This window comes from Metabacillus indicus LMG 22858 (genome assembly GCF_000708755.2).
GTDB classification, from domain to species: domain Bacteria; phylum Bacillota; class Bacilli; order Bacillales; family Bacillaceae; genus Bacillus_P; species Bacillus_P indicus.
The window spans coordinates 233905-252075 of record NZ_JGVU02000001.1; the positions used below are offsets into that span (position 1 = coordinate 233905).

General features: G+C 42.1%; 23 protein-coding genes and 1 pseudogene. 19 read left to right on the top strand and 5 right to left on the bottom strand.

Annotation, left to right across the window (positions count from 1 at the left end):
- Window positions 1-76: 76 nt before the first annotated feature.
- Window positions 77-436, bottom strand: coding sequence for a winged helix-turn-helix transcriptional regulator (locus AZ46_RS01180; protein WP_029282277.1), 360 nt, complete (start codon window positions 434-436; stop codon window positions 77-79).
- 174 nt (window positions 437-610) lie between these two features.
- Here AZ46_RS01180 and AZ46_RS01185 point away from each other — a divergent pair, with 174 nt between their 5' ends.
- Window positions 611-1819 (top strand): MFS transporter, encoded by a 1209-nt coding sequence (locus tag AZ46_RS01185; protein ID WP_029282274.1) that lies wholly within the window; start codon window positions 611-613, stop codon window positions 1817-1819.
- Between the two features lie 96 nt (window positions 1820-1915).
- Window positions 1916-2266 carry a DUF4181 domain-containing protein gene (locus AZ46_RS01190; protein ID WP_029282273.1) on the top strand — a complete coding sequence of 117 codons (351 nt, stop codon included), beginning with the start codon at window positions 1916-1918 and terminating at the stop codon, window positions 2264-2266.
- Window positions 2267-2332: 66 nt separating this feature from the next.
- Here the strand turns inward: AZ46_RS01190 and AZ46_RS01195 are convergent, their stop codons facing one another.
- Window positions 2333-2890, bottom strand: coding sequence for a hypothetical protein (locus tag AZ46_RS01195; RefSeq protein ID WP_029282271.1), 558 nt, complete (start codon window positions 2888-2890; stop codon window positions 2333-2335).
- Between the two features lie 82 nt (window positions 2891-2972).
- Between AZ46_RS01195 and AZ46_RS01200 the strand changes: the two genes are divergently transcribed.
- The 7 genes and pseudogenes from AZ46_RS01200 to AZ46_RS01230 all read left to right on the top strand — a co-directional run bounded on the left by AZ46_RS01200 (window position 2973) and on the right by AZ46_RS01230 (window position 8715).
- Window positions 2973-3302, top strand: a complete 330-nt coding sequence (locus AZ46_RS01200) for a hypothetical protein (protein WP_029282269.1) — start codon at window positions 2973-2975, stop codon at window positions 3300-3302.
- A gap of 184 nt (window positions 3303-3486) precedes the next feature.
- Complete coding sequence (locus AZ46_RS01205) at window positions 3487-3858, top strand: MerR family transcriptional regulator (protein ID WP_035206464.1); 372 nt, start codon at window positions 3487-3489, stop codon at window positions 3856-3858.
- A gap of 187 nt (window positions 3859-4045) precedes the next feature.
- Complete coding sequence (locus AZ46_RS01210; protein ID WP_029282266.1) at window positions 4046-5347, top strand: hemolysin family protein; 1302 nt, start codon at window positions 4046-4048, stop codon at window positions 5345-5347.
- A 229-nt stretch (window positions 5348-5576) separates the two neighbouring features.
- Complete coding sequence (locus AZ46_RS01215) at window positions 5577-6323, top strand: class I SAM-dependent methyltransferase (RefSeq protein ID WP_029282258.1); 747 nt, start codon at window positions 5577-5579, stop codon at window positions 6321-6323.
- Window positions 6324-6426: 103 nt separating this feature from the next.
- Window positions 6427-7494 carry a bifunctional transcriptional activator/DNA repair enzyme AdaA gene (locus tag AZ46_RS01220; RefSeq protein WP_029282257.1) on the top strand — a complete coding sequence of 356 codons (1068 nt, stop codon included), beginning with the start codon at window positions 6427-6429 and terminating at the stop codon, window positions 7492-7494.
- Window positions 7495-7762: 268 nt separating this feature from the next.
- Window positions 7763-8140 (top strand): annotated as a pseudogene (locus AZ46_RS01225) (VOC family protein).
- A 110-nt stretch (window positions 8141-8250) separates the two neighbouring features.
- Entirely contained in the window at window positions 8251-8715 is a 465-nt protein-coding gene (locus tag AZ46_RS01230; RefSeq protein ID WP_029282255.1) for a hypothetical protein, read from the top strand.
- Between the two features lie 8 nt (window positions 8716-8723).
- On the opposite strand, the gene AZ46_RS01235 is transcribed toward AZ46_RS01230, so the two are convergent.
- Window positions 8724-9317, bottom strand: coding sequence for a TetR/AcrR family transcriptional regulator (locus AZ46_RS01235; protein ID WP_029282253.1), 594 nt, complete (start codon window positions 9315-9317; stop codon window positions 8724-8726).
- 84 nt (window positions 9318-9401) lie between these two features.
- On the opposite strand from AZ46_RS01235, the gene AZ46_RS01240 reads away from it, so the two are divergent.
- The 7 genes from AZ46_RS01240 (at window position 9402) to AZ46_RS01265 (ending at window position 13928) form a co-directional block, all read left to right on the top strand.
- Entirely contained in the window at window positions 9402-9953 is a 552-nt protein-coding gene (locus tag AZ46_RS01240) for a hypothetical protein (RefSeq protein ID WP_029282251.1), read from the top strand.
- Between the two features lie 101 nt (window positions 9954-10054).
- Window positions 10055-10246, top strand: coding sequence for a hypothetical protein (locus AZ46_RS01245; protein WP_029282249.1), 192 nt, complete (start codon window positions 10055-10057; stop codon window positions 10244-10246).
- Between the two features lie 73 nt (window positions 10247-10319).
- Window positions 10320-10487, top strand: a complete 168-nt coding sequence (locus tag AZ46_RS21830; protein WP_161781189.1) for a hypothetical protein — start codon at window positions 10320-10322, stop codon at window positions 10485-10487.
- 255 nt (window positions 10488-10742) lie between these two features.
- On the top strand, window positions 10743-11111 hold the full coding sequence (locus tag AZ46_RS01250; protein ID WP_029282247.1) for a YwqH-like family protein: 369 nt from the start codon (window positions 10743-10745) through the stop codon (window positions 11109-11111).
- A gap of 15 nt (window positions 11112-11126) precedes the next feature.
- Complete coding sequence (locus tag AZ46_RS01255) at window positions 11127-11408, top strand: YwqI/YxiC family protein (protein WP_029282245.1); 282 nt, start codon at window positions 11127-11129, stop codon at window positions 11406-11408.
- 7 nt (window positions 11409-11415) lie between these two features.
- Window positions 11416-13431, top strand: a complete 2016-nt coding sequence (locus tag AZ46_RS21145; RefSeq protein ID WP_081870105.1) for a T7SS effector LXG polymorphic toxin — start codon at window positions 11416-11418, stop codon at window positions 13429-13431.
- Window positions 13432-13457: 26 nt separating this feature from the next.
- Complete coding sequence (locus AZ46_RS01265; protein ID WP_029282241.1) at window positions 13458-13928, top strand: SMI1/KNR4 family protein; 471 nt, start codon at window positions 13458-13460, stop codon at window positions 13926-13928.
- Window positions 13929-14258: 330 nt separating this feature from the next.
- Here the strand turns inward: AZ46_RS01265 and AZ46_RS21150 are convergent, their stop codons facing one another.
- Complete coding sequence (locus tag AZ46_RS21150; RefSeq protein WP_081870106.1) at window positions 14259-14426, bottom strand: DUF3934 family protein; 168 nt, start codon at window positions 14424-14426, stop codon at window positions 14259-14261.
- 304 nt (window positions 14427-14730) lie between these two features.
- Complete coding sequence (locus tag AZ46_RS22610; protein WP_459560743.1) at window positions 14731-14910, bottom strand: DHHA1 domain-containing protein; 180 nt, start codon at window positions 14908-14910, stop codon at window positions 14731-14733.
- Window positions 14911-15167: 257 nt separating this feature from the next.
- Here AZ46_RS22610 and AZ46_RS01270 point away from each other — a divergent pair, with 257 nt between their 5' ends.
- From AZ46_RS01270 to AZ46_RS01280, 3 genes are all read left to right on the top strand, one after another.
- Entirely contained in the window at window positions 15168-15878 is a 711-nt protein-coding gene (locus AZ46_RS01270; RefSeq protein WP_029282239.1) for a GntR family transcriptional regulator, read from the top strand.
- Window positions 15879-15936: 58 nt separating this feature from the next.
- Window positions 15937-17283: a GntP family permease gene (locus AZ46_RS01275; protein ID WP_029282236.1), complete on the top strand. Its 1347-nt coding sequence runs from the start codon at window positions 15937-15939 to the stop codon at window positions 17281-17283.
- 332 nt (window positions 17284-17615) lie between these two features.
- On the top strand, window positions 17616-17963 hold the full coding sequence (locus AZ46_RS01280) for a hypothetical protein (protein ID WP_029282234.1): 348 nt from the start codon (window positions 17616-17618) through the stop codon (window positions 17961-17963).
- Window positions 17964-18171 lie beyond the last annotated feature (208 nt).

The following is an 18171-nucleotide window of genomic DNA, read 5'->3' on the forward strand; positions in this document are numbered from 1 at the left end:
GAACGACTTATTAAATATACCATTTTCTTCTGACATTAAAAGCAAAAAAATAGCGAAATCCCCAATGGAATTCCGCTTATTTATTCAAAATGCTTTCTTCAAGCACCGCTGATTTATCACCGTATACTTTCGTAATGTGATTTTCTCCCCAGGCACAAAGGGAATCCAGAATGCTTTGGAGGCTCCAGCCATATTCACTCAATTCATACTCGACTTTCGGCGGTACTTCCGGATGGACAATACGGTTGATCACGCCGTCATCTTCAAGCTCGCGCAGCTGCTGTGTGAGCATTTTTTGCGTAATGTTCGGCATCAGCTTTTTCAGCTCATTTGTCCGTCTCTTGCCGTGGGTCAAGTGACAGAGGATGACGCATTTCCACTTGCCGCCGATAATCTCAAGTGTTGCTTCAACGGGAATGTTGTATTTCTTCTCCATATAAATCCTCCTATCTAATAGGCACCAAAAAGTGCCTACCTAACTTTTTAGTTCCTACAGCACTTGAAAGTACGTACTTTTCATTATGTTTGATATATCTCATAATAACATTTGCCGGCTGATCTTTACCATACACGTTTTAAAATAAATATCAATGACCAGGAGGAGAAATAAATGAGCTTAGATAAAAAAAGAAGTATGTGGGCGCTGCTTGCTCTTGCAGTCAGTGCATTTGCCATTGGAACAACGGAGTTTATCAGTGTCGGCCTGCTGCCGATGATTGCAGAGGATTTAAATATACCGGTTACAACCGCAGGTTTGACCGTCACCCTTTATGCGGTCGGAGTCATGTTCGGGGCACCAGTTTTAACATCTTTAACCTCAAATATGTCACGTAAGACGCTACTGCTTTGGATTATGATTGTCTTTATTCTTGGAAACAGTCTTTCAGCCGGAGCTTCAAGCATTGAAATGCTTCTTGCCGGACGCGTAATTGCGGCGCTGTCTCATGGTGTGTTCATGTCGATCGGTTCAACGATTGCAGCGGACCTTGTTCCTGAAGACCGACGTGCAAGTGCAATTTCAATCATGTTTACAGGTCTTACTGTCGCGACAGTAACAGGCGTTCCATTCGGAACATTCATCGGTCAGCAGTTTGGATGGAGAGTTGCGTTTATCGTCATTATTCTTATTGGTATACTTGCTCTAATTGCAAACAGCATTCTTGTCCCGTCTAACTTGAAAAAAGGCAATCGCACAACGTTTGGCGATCAGCTGAAGCTTGTGAAAAACGGTCGTCTGCTCCTTGTCTTTTTGATTACAGCACTTGGATACGGCGGAACATTTGTCGTCTTCACTTATCTTTCACCGCTTCTAGTTGAAGTGACCGGTTTTAAAGAGAGCACCGTTGCTGTTATTCTGCTTGTATACGGAATCGCCATTGCCATCGGGAACATGATCGGCGGTAAGCTGTCCAATAAAAATCCGATCAAAGCCCTTTTCTATATGTTTGTCGCACAGGCAATTGTACTATTTGTCCTTACACTCACAGCACCATTTAAAATTGCCGGATTAATCACCATTTTAGTTATGGGACTGTTCGCATTCATGAACGTTCCAGGTCTTCAAGTTTACGTCGTGATGCTTGCAGAACGCTTCGTGCCAAGTGCCGTGGACGTTGCATCAGCCATCAACATTGCTGCGTTTAACGCAGGAATTGCCATCGGAGCCTTCCTTGGAGGCATCATCACAGACTCCATCGGCCTGATTCACACAGCATGGATCGGCGGTGTGATGGTCGCGGGAGCTGTCATCCTCACTGGATGGAGCCGTGCCCTTGAAAAGAAAGATCAAAAGGTTCGAAGCCATAAGATGGCTGGATAAGCAATGAAGCTCAGGGCATAGGCCCTGGGCGTTTTTTAAGTAAAAAAGCACCCATTCATAAGTTGAAAGGAATATAATGGAATGGGAGGTGTTTGTATGCTGAAAGGATTGCTTTTTTTTGCAGGCGTCATCCTCATTGGAACGCTGTCAGAGAGCTTGTTAAGAAAGAAATTGGAAATTCCAAAATCAAAGGGATTCATTTACAGAGGTGTCAGCTCGGCGCACCGGTGGACAGAAAGAATCCTGCTGCTGATCTATATAATCTGTTTAATGATTTTTGATTTTTCTATTGGACTGTTTTTAGCATTTATTATTCCATTCTTTGCTTTTAGAACGTTCATGGAATGGAAGTATGAAAAAGAGAGAAAAGAGTATCTGATCACACTGCATTTTGTTACAGTCTTTCCTTTGCTTATTGCAGGAGGGTATCTGGTGAATATCCTTTAAAACGGTGGACAAGAAGTGAGTTCTTCATAATAATTGCGTTGCTACAGCGGATACCACAATTATTCCTCACGATGCATGATCTCCCGTGAACGCAATTTCATGATACTTCACTTTCTGCAGAAACAAACTGTAATTCGCTGTAAAGTGTTTGTCTTTTAATAAGGAGACACTCTCTCCGTCTTTGAATTCAATTTCAATAACAGAGGGTTCTCCTTTTTCCTTGGACAAATGAAAGACAGCGCTCTCCACTTCATCCCATGTGTATTGGTGCTGTTCGATTCCTCTGCTGAAGGAAATTCCTTCATCACTGAGCTGTTTATGCTGAATGGCTCCGATTGTAAACGGCACAATGCTGAGAAAAATAATAATCAAACCAGATATAAGGGAAGTGCGGTCTGCTTTCCTGAAAGCAGCAATTAAAGCAGCAATTGCCCACATCAGAAATCCGGCTCCATACAAAAAGTACGTTCCATTAGAAAGCTGGATAAACCACGTCAGATTTGTCGCATAAAGCACATCGGCGACCATAAATGGGAAGAGGATTGAAGAGTAAGGAATCAGGATGAGAATGAGAAAACCAATTACTCCGAATACATGTTTCTTTTCATAATTTTTGTAGTTCATAGTCACGCCCTCCTTGTCTTAAATAAGTATACGCATAAGAATCGGCATAAGTTTCAGAATATTTAAATAGAAGGAGTTTGTTATGAAAAGAACAATTCTGCTTCTGCTTTGCCTGCTGCTGACAGGCTGTTCTAATTCTGAAGAAGATGGATATAAGGAAGTAAGAAAAGCAGGATGGAACTTCATCAAACAGAATAAATGGGAAAACAGGGTAAGCGGGGGCTGGGAACAGGCAAAAGTGGAAGCGTACACGGTGGATAAGGGGCAAGCACAATTTATGGACGAACAGTACATAGGCGACGAAGTCTTAAGAGTAGAGTTTGAAGACCGTGCGAATACGGCTGCAGGTGCGCCTGTTATTCTGGTTGATCAAGAAACGAAAAGAGTGATTGGGTATCTACCTGGAGAATAAAAGAGGTATTCAAGGAAAAATAAAATCTGAAAATTAATATGGTGTATTAGGAACAGACTTTTTGACAATTTTGCGAAGTCTGTTCCTTTTTGGTTGTAATCATAAACTGTCACACATATAATAAAACCATCACGTTACGGTTAGGGGGGATTGACTTGGGGCTGAGAAACTGAAAATTGGAGAATTGGCTGAAATTACCGGAGTGACTAAGCGGACAATTGACTATTATACGACACTGGGATTACTTAAAGCGGAACGTTCTCCTTCAAATTACAGGTACTATGATCATTCCTCTATAGAACGAATTGCTTTTATTGAAAAATGCAAAGCAGAAGGGCATTCTCTTGAAGAGATTAAGAAAATGGTTATCAGCCGTTTTTCGGAGGAAGTAGATGTGCTTGAGCTCCGCCTTAAAATACAGGGGCTGGAACAGGATGTCACAAAAGCACTCGAACAGCTGAAAGAGTCAGATCCTGAAAAGTATGAGAGTCTCAAAAAGAATATCTCAAGTGAAAGCTTATCCTTAATTCAGTCATTGCTTCTGCTGCTGCATTGATGTTTTTTTCATCTAGGAGTACGTGCATTGGGAATTGCAACTTGGGCACAATCCAGAGTGAAAGACTTACACGCATTTGCAGCTGCTAATTTAAATTTGTCATGATTTTTATAAAAATGAAGTCAGCCAGAAGAAGGCTGAAAAACATAACTGGAGGTGTAGGTCTTACTTCGCGTAAGACTGTTCGTTGACAACCATAAATCTTTTATTAATTGCATTATTAATTGCACTGACTGCTTTTTTCGTTGCGACGGAATTTGCCATTGTTAAGGTCCGGAGTTCAAGAATTGACCAGCTGATTGCAGAGGGCAAAAAAGGCTCGCTTGCAGCAAAAAAAGTCACAACACACCTTGATGAATACTTGTCAGCCTGTCAGCTTGGAATCACCATAACAGCACTCGGGCTTGGGTGGCTTGGAGAGCCGACAGTTGAGAAACTCCTGCACCCATTGTTTGAACGATTTGATATAAACGAAACGATGACCCATATTCTTTCGTTCGGAATTGCATTTGCGATTGTCACGTTTCTTCACGTCGTTATCGGCGAGCTTGCTCCGAAAACGGTAGCGATTCAAAAAGCCGAAGCGGTAACACTTGTATTTGCGACTCCAATCATCTGGTTTTACCGTCTCATGTTCCCATTTATCTGGTTCCTGAACGGTTCAGCAAGAATTCTGGTTGGCCTGTTCGGTTTGAAGCCTGCTTCTGAGCATGAAGAAGCGCACTCTGAAGAGGAGCTTAGAATTCTCCTTTCAGAGAGCTATAAAAGCGGAGAAATCAATAAGAACGAACTGAAATATATGAATAATATCTTTGCGTTTGATGAAAGAGTCGCAAAAGAAATCATGGTTCCAAGAACGGACATTGTATCTATTTCGATAGATGATTCTTTTGAAAACATTTTTGAGATTGTCAAAAATGAAAACTACACACGTTATCCGGTTGTTGACGGGGACAAGGATAACATTAAGGGCTTTATTAATATCAAAGAACTGCTCACAGCTGCAGTCATGACCAAGCAGGAACCGCACACTTTAAAAATCGCCGACTACATTAATCCTGTCATTAATGTAATTGAAACCATCGCAATCCACGATCTTCTTGTAAAAATGCAGAAAGAGCGTACACACATGGCCGTGCTGATTGACGAATACGGAGGTACTTCAGGGCTTGTGACAGCTGAAGATATCTTAGAAGAAATCGTCGGGGAAATCAGAGATGAATTCGATGAAGATGAGGTTCCCGAGATCCGCAAGCTTAACGAAGGACACTACATCCTGGATTCAAAACTGTTGATTGAAGATGTCAATACATTGCTTGGAACAACCTTTAATACGGAAGAGTTAGATGTCGATACAATCGGCGGATGGTTCCTGACGCATCATCTCGATGCTGAAACCGGAACCGAAATTGAAGCTGAGGGCAATTTGTTTAAAGTCTTTGAGAAAGACGGAAATCAGCTGCGCTACTTGGAAGTTATCAAATCATAATTAAAAGAACCAGTTCAATTCATTGGACTGGTTCTTTCGTGTCTGGATTATTGAAAAATATGAATTGTGCAAATTCTATTCTTTTGACATAATTCTAGTAACAAAACTTTTAACAGACAGGAGACTGACATGAACCCATTTCATCACGAACGATAACAACACTTTGCATCAATCAGAGGTCCTCCCCAATTCATTGAATAAGCCATAAAAATGACAAGGAGGAAACAGGATGAAGTTTAAGGAGTATATGAAAGAAGTGGAAAGACCCTTCACAGGATGGGACTTTTCCTCCATCACAGAAACCGGAAGAATGCAGAGCGGTCTGCTCTCATGGTCTTACGGCAGCATGGCGCACGCCCTTATTTCTGATTCAGCATCGATGCTTGACATGGGTACAGGAGGCGGTGAATTTTTATCAAAACTGCAGCCGTTCCCTGCATCTGTTACTGCAACAGAAGGATATGAACCGAACGTTTCGGTAGCCAAAAACAAACTTGAGCCATTGGGCGTGACCGTTGTTCCCGTTGATAACGATTCAGAACTTCCTTTTCCTGACGGGACATTTGATTTGATACTGAACCAGCATGAATCCTTTGACCCTGAAGAAGTCAGCCGCATCTTAAAAGAGGGAGGGCTCTTCCTTACACAGCAGGTTGGCGGTGAGGATTGTCTCGGAATAAATGAGGCTCTTGGTGTAAAGCCAAATGAGGAATATCTTCAGTGGAATCTTTCGAACGCCGTGCATGGACTAAAAGAAGCCGGCTTTACCATACTGTTTGCAAAAGAGGAGCATCCTTCTCAGCGTTTTTATGACATTGGGGCTCTCATCAATTATTTAAAGGCGATTCCTTGGCAGGTTCCGGATTTTGCCCCTGATCTTTTCAAAGAGCGGTTACTCATGATTCATAATGAGATTGCAGAAAAAGGCTATTTCGAAGTGAAGCAGCACAGGTTTGCGGTGAAAGCTAGGAGATAATCCTTTAGGGTGAGAAAAATTGATGTTCATTTTTCTGGTTTTCGATTCGATTCCTTTTGATAAGATACTAGTACCATTAGTCTTTATAAAGGAGAAAAACCAAATGATACACGATCAAAAATTGATTGATCACTATTACAGCATGCTGGTTGAGAAAAATTCATCGTACGAGGGAACGTTCTTTGTCGGGGTAAAAACAACGGGCATCTTTTGCAGACCGACTTGTCCTGCGAAAAAGCCTTTAAAAGAAAACTGCGAGTTTTTCAAAACAGCTCAGGAAGCAGCGCTTGCTTCTTACAGGCCCTGCAAGAGATGTCATCCGCTCAGCACACCGAGCACGCTGTCGCCGGAAGTGAAAAAACTCGTTGCTGCTATAGAGGAAAATCCGCAGCGAAAGTGGACAGACAAAGATTTTGATGAATTGTCTATTACTGCGCACACGGCCAGAAGGCAATTTAAGAAGCAGTTCGGCATGACCTTTATCGAATACGCGCGTTCAAGGCGCCTCGGGATGGCTTTTCAGCACATTCGCAACGGAAAACCGTTGATTTACACTCAGCTCGACAGCGGCTATGAATCAGGAAATGGCTTTCGGGACGCCTTTGCCAAAACAATGGGGGCGGTCCCGAAGAGAAACAGGGACATCCGGCTATTTACGGCAAAATGGATCGAAACCAAGCTTGGTCCAATGGTTGCTGTTGCAGACGAAGATGTGCTGTATCTAGTTGAATTTGTAGACCGCCGGGGGTTGGAAAAAGAACTGGAGAACCTTAGGGCAAAGCACACTGCAGCCATCGTTCCTGGGACCAATTCGGTTCTTGAACAGATCGAACGTGAGCTGAACGATTACTTCGCGGGTAAATCTCTTACGTTTGAAACCCCCATATTTTGTGAAGCGGGCTCTGCTTTTCAGCAAAACGTCTGGAGGCTGCTGAGAGAAATTCCGCCAGGCGAAACGATCAGCTACAAGGAACTCGCCATCCGGGCGGGCAATCCGAAAGGTTACAGAGCCGTCGCCCGGGCCAATGGCGCCAATCAGCTTTGCATTCTGATCCCATGCCACAGAGTGATAGCTTCTGACGGCGGTCTCGGCGGCTACGGAGGCGGGATTCAGCGAAAAGCATGGCTGCTTGAATGGGAGAGGGAGCATGCTGAGGCTGCGGTTAAGTAATAATTTTATGAAGAAGCTGCCTGGGCAGCTTCTTTTTTGCGATCTGAATTATGGCTGGTAAAGATGTAATTAGGAAGCGCCTGGAAGATTTAAAGTAAAGGCAGCAATTCGGCAAGTAAAGGTTGTGCATTTTCAACTAAAAGAGGCATTCTTTCAAGTAAAACAGTTGAGTGTGCAAGTAACACCCGTTGACATCTCCCATGAATAGCCTTAGCTTATACTTATGGAAGAAATTAACGAAACTATAATCGGAGAGAGGGATGTGCGAGTGAACTTATCGATGAAATACGTCATTTTGTATGTAACTGATTTCGAAAAATCATTGAATTTCTATCGTGATCAACTTGGTTTGAAGGTGAAAATGCAACAGGGAACATATGTTGAATTTCACACCGGGGCGACAACTTTATCAATCAATACGCGTTAGTCCGTACAGGAACTAATTGGACTGGACATGCCCGAGACCGATGCGCCCCAGAGCTTTGAAGTTGGATTTACCGTTGAGAATGTTGAATCAACAATTGAAAAGCTGCGCAGCGCCGGCGTACCTGTAGTAAAGGAACCGACAGTCAAACCATGGGGACAAACCGTAGCCTATGTAACAGATCCGGACGGTCATTATATTGAAATTTGCACGGCTATGTAACAAAAAGAGCGGTCACTGACAATTCAGCGGCCGCTCTTTTTGTTCTATACCCGAATGATTTTCCAGGGATAGGAAAGATTAAACCTATCAATCCTGTGAGGAGAAACGGTATGCTCAATGACTTTATCATCTGGTCGTCGTTTATTGTTCCATGGCTGTCACTGTTTTTCTTGGACAAGCAAACCATCAAACGGTTCATGCCGGTCGCCATCTTTGCATCGCTCCTTGTAACGGTGCAGAATGAGCTCGCCTATACATACAAGTGGTGGGTGGTCAAAGAAACCATTTTGCCGCAGATTATTACCTATTTTCCGTTCGTTTACGGAGCATTTTTGGTCGGAACGATCTGGATTTTTTATTTCACCTTTGGAAACTTTAAGCTGTATTTGCTGATCAACCTTGCAATCGATGCTTTGTTTGCTTTTCCCTTGAATGAGTGGTTTGAGAGCCTTGGCCTGTATAAGCTTGTGAACTATACAAACTGGGAGATCTATTTGACCTTTACGCTCATGGCAGTGCTGATCTATCTCTATCAGCTCTGGCAGCAGGAAGTACTGAAGGGAGGACCGGAATAGTCCTCCCTTTAAAACGTGCAAATGGATTTCAAATGATACTGTAGCGCATCCATCATCTTCTGCTGCGGAAAAGAAACGGGATGCAGCAAATGATGCATGGCTAGGCCATCGACCAGCACATGCAGCCTGACAGCTTCTTCATCCGGATCACACTCTTCTTTCAGCATCCCAAGATTAACGAGCAGCTGAATAATGGTGCCGATTCCTTCTTTCATTTCCAAGTAAACATCCTCGCTCAAAGCGCGCAGTTTTTCATCTACGAGTGTTTTAACGGAGAAAACTAGCCATACCTCCATTTCCAGTCTTCTCTCATCATCAATTGGAAGCAGCTCCGAAATGGCCTCTTTTATAAGATCAATCGGATCCCCTTGATACGTTTTGGACATTGTCCGTTCTTTCACCCGTTCAGAAACAAGGTTCATGGAATATAAAAGCAGCTCAGATTGTGTGGAAAAGTAGTGCCTCAGGGCTCCTGCAGACAGACCGGTCGCCTGGGCAATTTTCCGGACCGTCGCCTGCTCGATGCCTTCTTCGGCAATCACTTTCCAAGTGGCTACTGCTATTTGCTGTTTTCGTTTATCATGATCAATTATTTTTGGCATGTCTTTATTATAACACAGTTGTATTATAAAAAACATTCTGCTAGTATGAAGTCATACACTTGTGTTAAATAAGGGGGAGCTTACTTGATTGGCTGGCTGATTATTGCATGTGAAATTGGATTTTGGATTTTTGTATTGGCAGGTCTAGGTGCAAGATATCTTTTAAAAAAGAAGAAACTTGGCGCATTTTTACTGATTTGTACGCCTGTTGTTGACCTGGTGCTGCTTGCAGCAACTGTGCTTGATTTGAAAAATGGTGCAACTGCCACAATGGTTCATGGAATTGCGGCGATCTACATTGGCATAAGCATTGCTTATGGCCACAGCATGATTAAATGGGCGGACCGGCACTTTGCCTACAGATTTGCCAATGGGGAAAAACCCCCGAAGAAGGCTAAGTACGGAGCAGAACATGCGAAGCGTGAACGGGAGGGCTGGCTGAGACATCTCCTTGCATGGGGAATCGGCGCAGCCTTTCTTTTAGCGATTATTTTATATATCAACAATGGACAGCAGACAGATCAGCTGTTTAGAACACTGCAGATTTGGACGCTTGTCCTTGGCGTTGATTTTCTCATCAGCTTCAGCTACACGCTTTTTCCGAAAAAGATGGAGACGAAGGGAAGAGAGATGTAAATATAAAGGCGCACATTCTTCCTTGAATGGCGCCTTTTTTGCATGATACAAATTGTCGCTTGCATAGGCATAATTAAAAGCTTTAAAAAGGGCTGATCAACTTGAAGCGAAATCCATATGTTCCGCTCATTGCCGGACTGAGCCTGATTTTCTTCGTTTATGTGATCGTCACGACCATCAAGCATGTGAAAGTATATCTTGTCTACAGTTCGGGTCTTGGGCCGTTTATTCTTGGAGGGTTAATACTTGCGGCAATATTGGTTCTGATTGTAAAGGGGAGCGGGTACAGGTAGTTTCTAAAAATGAAACTTTCTCTTACTGGAAACGTATATTCATTATACTTGTTTTCGGAAAGGAGACTGCTCTATGGCAAACACAGGGGACATACTCTTTCAGCTTTTTACCTTTGCTATGGTATTCGGCATCCTGTCACTTATTTTTAAATCTAGAAACACAACGAAAAAGCGAATCGATAAACTTGAAAAAGAGATCATTGAGCTAAAAGCATATATGCAGAAAGAAACAAATCAATGATTTTTTCAAAGCACCTGATTGTCTCATCAGGTGTTTTGTTCATTTCACCAAAGAAAATTGCGGCCCCTTTTGCGGATTCTGATAAAAAACTGCGGTGTTTTTGGTAAGTCCATCACGCTAAGTGTTTGGGGGATAGGCAGTAAGACTCATTAAAAAATGTGTCGAATTCTCAAACTGGGACTAATAGCTAATAGTTACGTTTGGTAAATAGTGTTAAAATTTTGAGAGGAAAATCTATACAGAAGGTGCAAACCTTTGTCTTTATCAGCCCAAAACGCAAAGCTGCGTGACTTGGAAGAGAAACTGCAGAGGCTGCGTACATGCAGCAACCAATTGTCCGATCATCAGTATGACTTTTTCAGCAGCCGGCACCTCGCGGCAGAACCGGAGTTAACGTCTAATACGTGGTACGGTGAGCTGTCCAATGAGTTTACTAGAATTCGGGAAAACGATATACAGCCGGCACATGAGGAGATTCACATGTCTCAATTTCGTGATGTATTCCAGGTGCTGGATCAAAAAATTCAGCAGATTATGACGGAGATTAACCATGTAAAAGCAGCCATTGCCTCACTTGAAGCAGAAGAGCGAAGAGAAGCATTGCTTTCGGAAAAAACCCGGTAAAGGGAGAGGAACGGATTGGGAACGGAAATAAAAATCCATTACGGAGAAATAGAAGAAGCTTTATCCGCGATGAAAGCGGCTATACAGGCTTTTCAGACAGATTTTCCGGCAGGCATCGGTGCGGGAAATGACCTTGAAGCGATAAAAAAGCTGAACGAAGTAAATGAAGCCTGTCAAAAAGCGATGGAAACCTATAAAGAATTGCTGATTCTTAACGCAGACGCAACCCGGCAATCAGTCGATCAGATGAAAAAAGCAGACGAACATCTTTCCGCTGCGATCGCCGGAGGAAGGTGAGGAACGGATGACACATGTACTTGATGCTGATGCCTTTCACTCGGCCATTGAAAAGACGAAAGAAAAAATAACGTCACAGACAGCGCAGATCAAGCAGCTTGAAACAGCGGTAAAGGGAATCATTGATCTCGAAGATGCCTTCAGAGGCGAAGGCGGGGAAGCGATCCGCTATTTCTATGAGAAACATCACCTCCCTGTCATGTCGAGCTACTCTGCCTTTCTCGCACACTATCAAACAACGCTCGACAGCATGAAAAAATCGCTTCATAACCTTGAGCCCTCCCGTTCGGGCTATATCCGCCGGAGTTTTCTTGACCAGCAGGTAGAGCAGGATTTAACCAGAGCGAGAGAGCGGACAAGCCAGCTGACAAACGAAGCGAACGCCACCATTAACAGAGTCGCTGACATCGTAGCACTGCCGAAAATAGACGACACCTTCTTCGCTGAAATGGTGGAGAAAGCGAGACGAGAAAAAAATCAAACGAGCGAACAGCTCTCAGAATTTGACCATCGCCAAGCTTCTCTCCTGACAAACCTTGAGAATGAACTGCAGACGGTCGTAAAAAAAGTAAACGACTTGCAAAATCTCTTCCAGCCGGCTACTGTAAAAACAGATGGACAAGTCCAAGGGGCAAGCTGTGAAAAACCGGCCAACACAGATGTGAAAGAGGATAAAAATATCCTCCAAATTATCGGAGATGTCTTTGTCGGAATAGCTGAAGGGATCTACCAGTTTGTCAGGGATCTCTTCGTAGGCATATCCGATCTGATCAACGCCATTCTCACGGATTTCCCGGGACTGGTCATGGGCATCGTCAACGCCGTCATTCACATCGACGAAACCATCGGCGCCATGATAGGGGCCCTTGAAGCTGCATGGGAACGGGACGTCATCAACGGCGACGCCCGCAGCAGAGCCCGGTTTTTCACCTACGGCATCGTTTCGGGCGTCGCCACCTACTATACACGCGCCCTAGACAAACTCAGCACAGTCACCAAACTGAGCAAACTCGGAAAACTGGCTGAGGCAGAAAAACCAAAAAGCATTCCCTTCAACGTCATGGACACTGCAAAACTCAAAGACTATATGAAGGAAAACGTCATAAAAGAAGCCCACCGCTACAAAAAACAGATCAGCGACTTTGTCCAGTCCAACCTGTTCAAAACCATCGTCAACATGAAAGCCCTCAGCAACCAGGCAGCGGACATCTTCAGGAAAGCCAAGCATGTGTTGAACCCTGAGAAGATTAACGTTCTTTTGAAGAAAACTTATGAGGATGTTGTGAAGGGGCCGCTGGTTCGGACGAAGATGGGGATTGGGCGGATAGTGGATGGGTTTTTGGATACCAAAATGGGTGAAGTGTTAGATGCCAGCGGTATGCCTATTCCTTTTATGATGCGCGATATAGTTGAAAATTCCCGAGAGTCATTCGTAAAAGCTAAGGATACGATTGTTAATGCTACTGAGAGTGTTGGGAAGGTTGTAGGAGATATAAGTGGTAAGATTGGTGAAGTATTTAAGACATCGAATAATATAAATACAAAAAAAATTGATGAATTTATTGAAGGTACTATACCTTTTGATAATGTTGTTGATGATTTTGCAAGACTTTACAGCGAAAAGATTCAAACAAATAAAACTTGGTCATGGAATAAGTCATTTCATGGCGGTGAGCATTTAACAGCTCGTCAAAAAAAGTTGATCAAAGAAAAGGCTATCGCAGATGGTCTAATTCCCAATGTTAACATTATTAAAGCAGATGGGATGAGGTATGGATACGCTGATTTTAAAAATGCTGGACTTGTCGTAGAAACGAAAATTTTACCAGAAAAACTATGGTTGAAATCTGACGATGAACAATTTGAGTGGCTTGACAATGCAATTGGTGGAAGACCAGAAGGTATGACATGGCATCACACTGAAGTTCCTGGTACAATGGAACTGGTCCCTTTTGGAATACACAATATAACTATTCATAATGGCGGCAGATCAACAGGGTTGTGGGCAGATGCCCCGAGATAGTTCACTCTAAAGTAAGGAGATAAACTATGAAAATTAAACATAACACTATAGTAAAACCTTTGCCAACTGATGAATTGATAAAAAAGCATGAGAAGTTCTGGCGGCTTAAACTTCCAGAGTCCTTTTTGAGATTTATAAAAGAGAATAATGGAGCAGAGATTGATGATGGAACATTCGAGTATAGTAACCGCGGTTATGCAGTTGAAAGGTTTTTATGTATGTTAGATGATATTGAGGATAATCCAAATGGAATTTACGACATAGATGTTGTTTTCACTCAAATTGGTGAAAGGTTAACTGATAACGAAGACTTATTAGGGGCGGAAGTATTGCCAATAGCTAGTATATTTGCTGGGGATTTTGTCTGCTTGGATTATAGAGCAGATAAGAATAATCCTAGTGTATGTATTTGGTCTCATGAAGAATCCGGTGAATTTGATCCTGTAACATATAAGGTGGCAGATAGCTTTTCTGAATTTTTGAATATCCTTGAATGAGACTAGAAACATATAAATCAAAAAAATATAAAACATTGAATATAATTATTGATTGAGCTTTCAGATATATAATTATTTTTCAGACCAATATGAAAAATTAAATTAGTAGATGACTTCTTTCCGAGGTCATCTATTTTTTATTTCAATGTGAATTTTGTAAGTATTTTAGGGAAGCAGGGAGATGGTTTTAACGCTTTCTTAGAATCAGGCATCCAAGGCGCCTCCTGTCAAAACCGGCCAACACAGATGTGAAAGAGGATAAAAATCTCCTCCAAATCATCGGAGATGTCTTAGACCCAAAAAGGATCCATGTGCTGTCATTCCTATTATTCATTTTGAACTTTTTTCATCGTTCTGCTGTTTCGTGCCCTTACTTGTATAAGGTTTAAAACTCTTCTTTTTATTGGCGCTAGCCTGCCAGCGATTCCAGCCCTTTTTGCCTGTTCCTCCGCCTGTCCCGCCTTTACTGCTCTTTGTTTTTGCTTTAGCTTTACCCATACGATCACTCCATTATAATTGAACGCTGACTTGCAGCGTGTTTATTTAATAGGCTGTTTTCGCTTAAATTGTTGTTAAATGTTGCCGTTCCTTCCGCTGCAATCTACATTAGGCTTTTAACATTCATTAGCAACAATATTTTCGAAAATAGCCAAGAAATCATTAAATCATGCGAATCGTTATCTTGTTCAATCGCCAAAGGCCTCGGCCAGAACAAATCCGCTCTTCTTATAAGCATAATAGTACTACACTACCACAAACACCTAGCCTTATGTAAAAACCAAAAATAGTTCCAATATTCGGTTTAAGTCTTACGATTCAACGCTTCAATCATTTTATCCGCATTTTCCCATGATCCAAACGAGGCACTTGAAGCAAAAGATTGCCCTCCGCCGCCAAACCTCCGGGCAGTGTCATCAATCGGGATGTTCCTTGAACGAATCCTAATGCGAATTTCATTCGGATATTCAATAAAGAAGACCAGATTCTAACCCGTGCCATCGAAGACAGGACATTCACAAGATTTGCCGCTTCCGTATGATCCACCCCGTAACAACAAGTTTCTCCTCCGTTAAATATATAGGCATCCCCCTTGCTAAATCAATGGATAGTGTATTCTTGTTAAAAACAAAATCTCATAAGTTAAGCGTTTGCAAAAATGAACTTTCATGTTACTATACTTGTATACAAGTATACTTGTCTTATGAGTGAGGTGGCATTTTGGAGAACAACACAGAATATATGTATCCGGAAAAATGGATATTAAAAGGTTCCATAGGGGATCGCATCACATCAGAGCTTCGGATGCGTATTATTTCAGGGTTAATTGAAAGCGGAACCATTCTCTCTGAAAATAAGATAGCGGCTGATTTTTCTGTAAGCCGATCACCAGTTCGCGATGCAATGAAGACGCTTGCATCGGAAAATATGATTCGGCTGGAACGGATGGGTGCCGTTGTTGTCGGACTGTCTGAAAAGGAAATTCAGGAGATATACGATGTGCGTCTGCTGATTGAAACGTTCGTGTTTGAAAGGCTTGTCAAAGAAGATACAAAGGAGCTAGAGAGAGAGCTTCATAAAATTGTGGAAATGATGAAGGTTGCAATCAAGTATGGGGATGCAGATGAATTCTCTTTTCAGGATGTCCTTTTCCACGAAACCATCATTAGGGCTGCAGGTCATTCCTATATCATGATGATTTGGAACAATTTAAAGCCTGTTATGGAGAGCTTGATCCTTCTTTCAATGCGGGCCAGGTTCAGGGAAAAATACGAAGATTTTGAAAGGATTCTCAATAATCACGAACTTTATATCAAAGCGATCACAACAAAGGACCGTGAGCTTATGAAAATGTCGCTGCATCAAAACTTCGATGATGTACAGGACAAAGTGGATGACCTTTGGATGTCTCAGGAACTGCTCAATAAAGGTGTTGGAGACAGAAAAGAGTAGAATGTGTACAACATAGATATCGGTACCTCGAGTACCAGACACTAGGAGGAAGTAAGACATGCCTTTAATTATAGTAGGAATTGGAATTATAGCCTTATTGGTGCTGATCATGGGCTTAAAACTGAATACGTTTGTTTCTTTAATCATCGTATCATTCGGTGTTGCACTTGCACTTGGAATGCCTCTTGAAACAATCGTCAAAACGATTGAAGCCGGTTTAGGCGGAACACTTGGACATCTTGCGCTTATCTTTGGTCTTGGTGCAATGCTCGGTAAATTAATTGCAGACTCGGGCGGAGCACAGCGTATTGCTATGACTCTAGTGAACAAATTCGGTGTGAAGAATATCCAGTGGGCTGTTGTCGCTGCATCTTTCATCATCGGAATAGCTCTTTTCTTTGAGGTTGGACTTGTCCTTTTAATTCCTATCGTTTTCGCCATTGCACGACAGCTGCGAGTTTCCATTCTTTATCTAGGTATACCAATGACAGCGGCTCTGTCTGTAACTCATGGCTTCTTGCCTCCACATCCGGGTCCGACTGTTATATCAGGTGAATACGGGGCGGATATTGGCCAGGTTCTTCTTTACGGAATCATTATTTCCATTCCAACAGTTCTTCTGGCAGGCCCTGTTTTTACAAAAATTGCGAAAAAGATTGTTCCCGATTCATTCACGAAGACCGGAAGCATTGCCTCTTTGGGAGAACAAAAAACGTTTAAGCTTGAGGATACTCCGGGCTTTGGCATCAGTGTATTTACTGCTTTGCTTCCAGTGATCCTGATGTCCATTGCAACCATTATTACTCTGGTACAAAATACAGTCGGGCTTGATGACAATAGCTTCCTTGCAGCCATTCGGTTCATTGGTGAAGCTGGAACGGCCATGCTGATTTCCTTATTGTTTGCCATCTATTCAATGGGAATCGCCCGCAACATTCCAATGAAACAGGTAATGGATTCTTGTACGACCGCCATAACTCACATTGGGATGATGCTTTTGATTATAGGAGGCGGCGGTGCTTTCAAACAAGTATTAATTGACGGAGGTGTCGGAACTTACGTAGCCGATCTTTTTGAAGGCACTTCCATGTCACCGATCCTGCTTGCCTGGATTATTGCAGCAATCCTTCGCATCTCGCTTGGGTCAGCGACTGTGGCTGCACTGACAACAGCCGGTCTCGTTATCCCGATGCTTGGCGCGACTGACGTAAACCTGGCTTTGGTTGTCCTTGCAACTGGCGCAGGAAGTCTGATTGCCTCCCATGTTAATGATGCAGGTTTCTGGATGTTCAAGGAGTACTTCGGCCTGAGCATGAAAGAAACGTTTGCCACTTGGACCTTGCTTGAAACTATCATTTCAGTAGCTGGACTTCTATTTATTTTGTTGCTGAGCCTGTTTGTTTAATACCTTATGTAAAAGGCGATAGGACCCCCTGAGTTCTATTGCCTTTTGATTTTTTATGTTTTCGGTTAGGCGAGCACCTTTAACATCGACGTCCGCAGGAGATTTTGATCCTTCACGGGTTGCATCGTTTTACTTTGTGGCTGACTTCTTTTTTACATGCATCAGCCTCGAAAAAGTCAACAAAGCCGGTAATCTGAGGGAACTTGGAATATAATATATGAATCTTTTTAATTAGGACGAAATGTTGTGATACATTTTATATACAAAAAGAAAACCAAAAAGTTCCATGAATTTAAGTTGAAATAATTATAATAAACTAGAGGTTGATAGTTATGCATAAAGATATTGAGAGCATATTAGATAATTGGATTGAAAAAATAAATAAAGACGAATTTTACCTAGCTCATTCATTTGATAAAATCATTGAGAAAAAAAGCAGTGCTGAAGCATTTGAGTATATCCCTCATATGATCGATGCGATACTAGAAACTAATGATGACTTTATAGCTTCTCAATTAATTTTTTATTTAAATTGTCTATATGGAAAAGCTGATACTGCAGAAATTCATCATGCATTTATTTCAAAAAAAGAAGAAATGGAATGGCACATTAATAATCTTGATGGAGAAGATTCCAAACGAGAATATCTAGAATTTAAAAGAGATCTCAAAATTAAATAGAAACTTTGTATTACTTTTAGTAAAAGCGCTATCTTTTAGATAGGGCTTTTTATATTTTAGGCGCCATATGCTCCGATTGTTGGCACCTGCAAATACCTTCTCTCAAGCTAGTATTCAAAGCGCTTTCATGATAACATAATTTCAAAAAACACCTTAAGGAGGGGAGTGCTATGAATAAAAGACAGATTTGAAAGCGTTTTAGAAATGT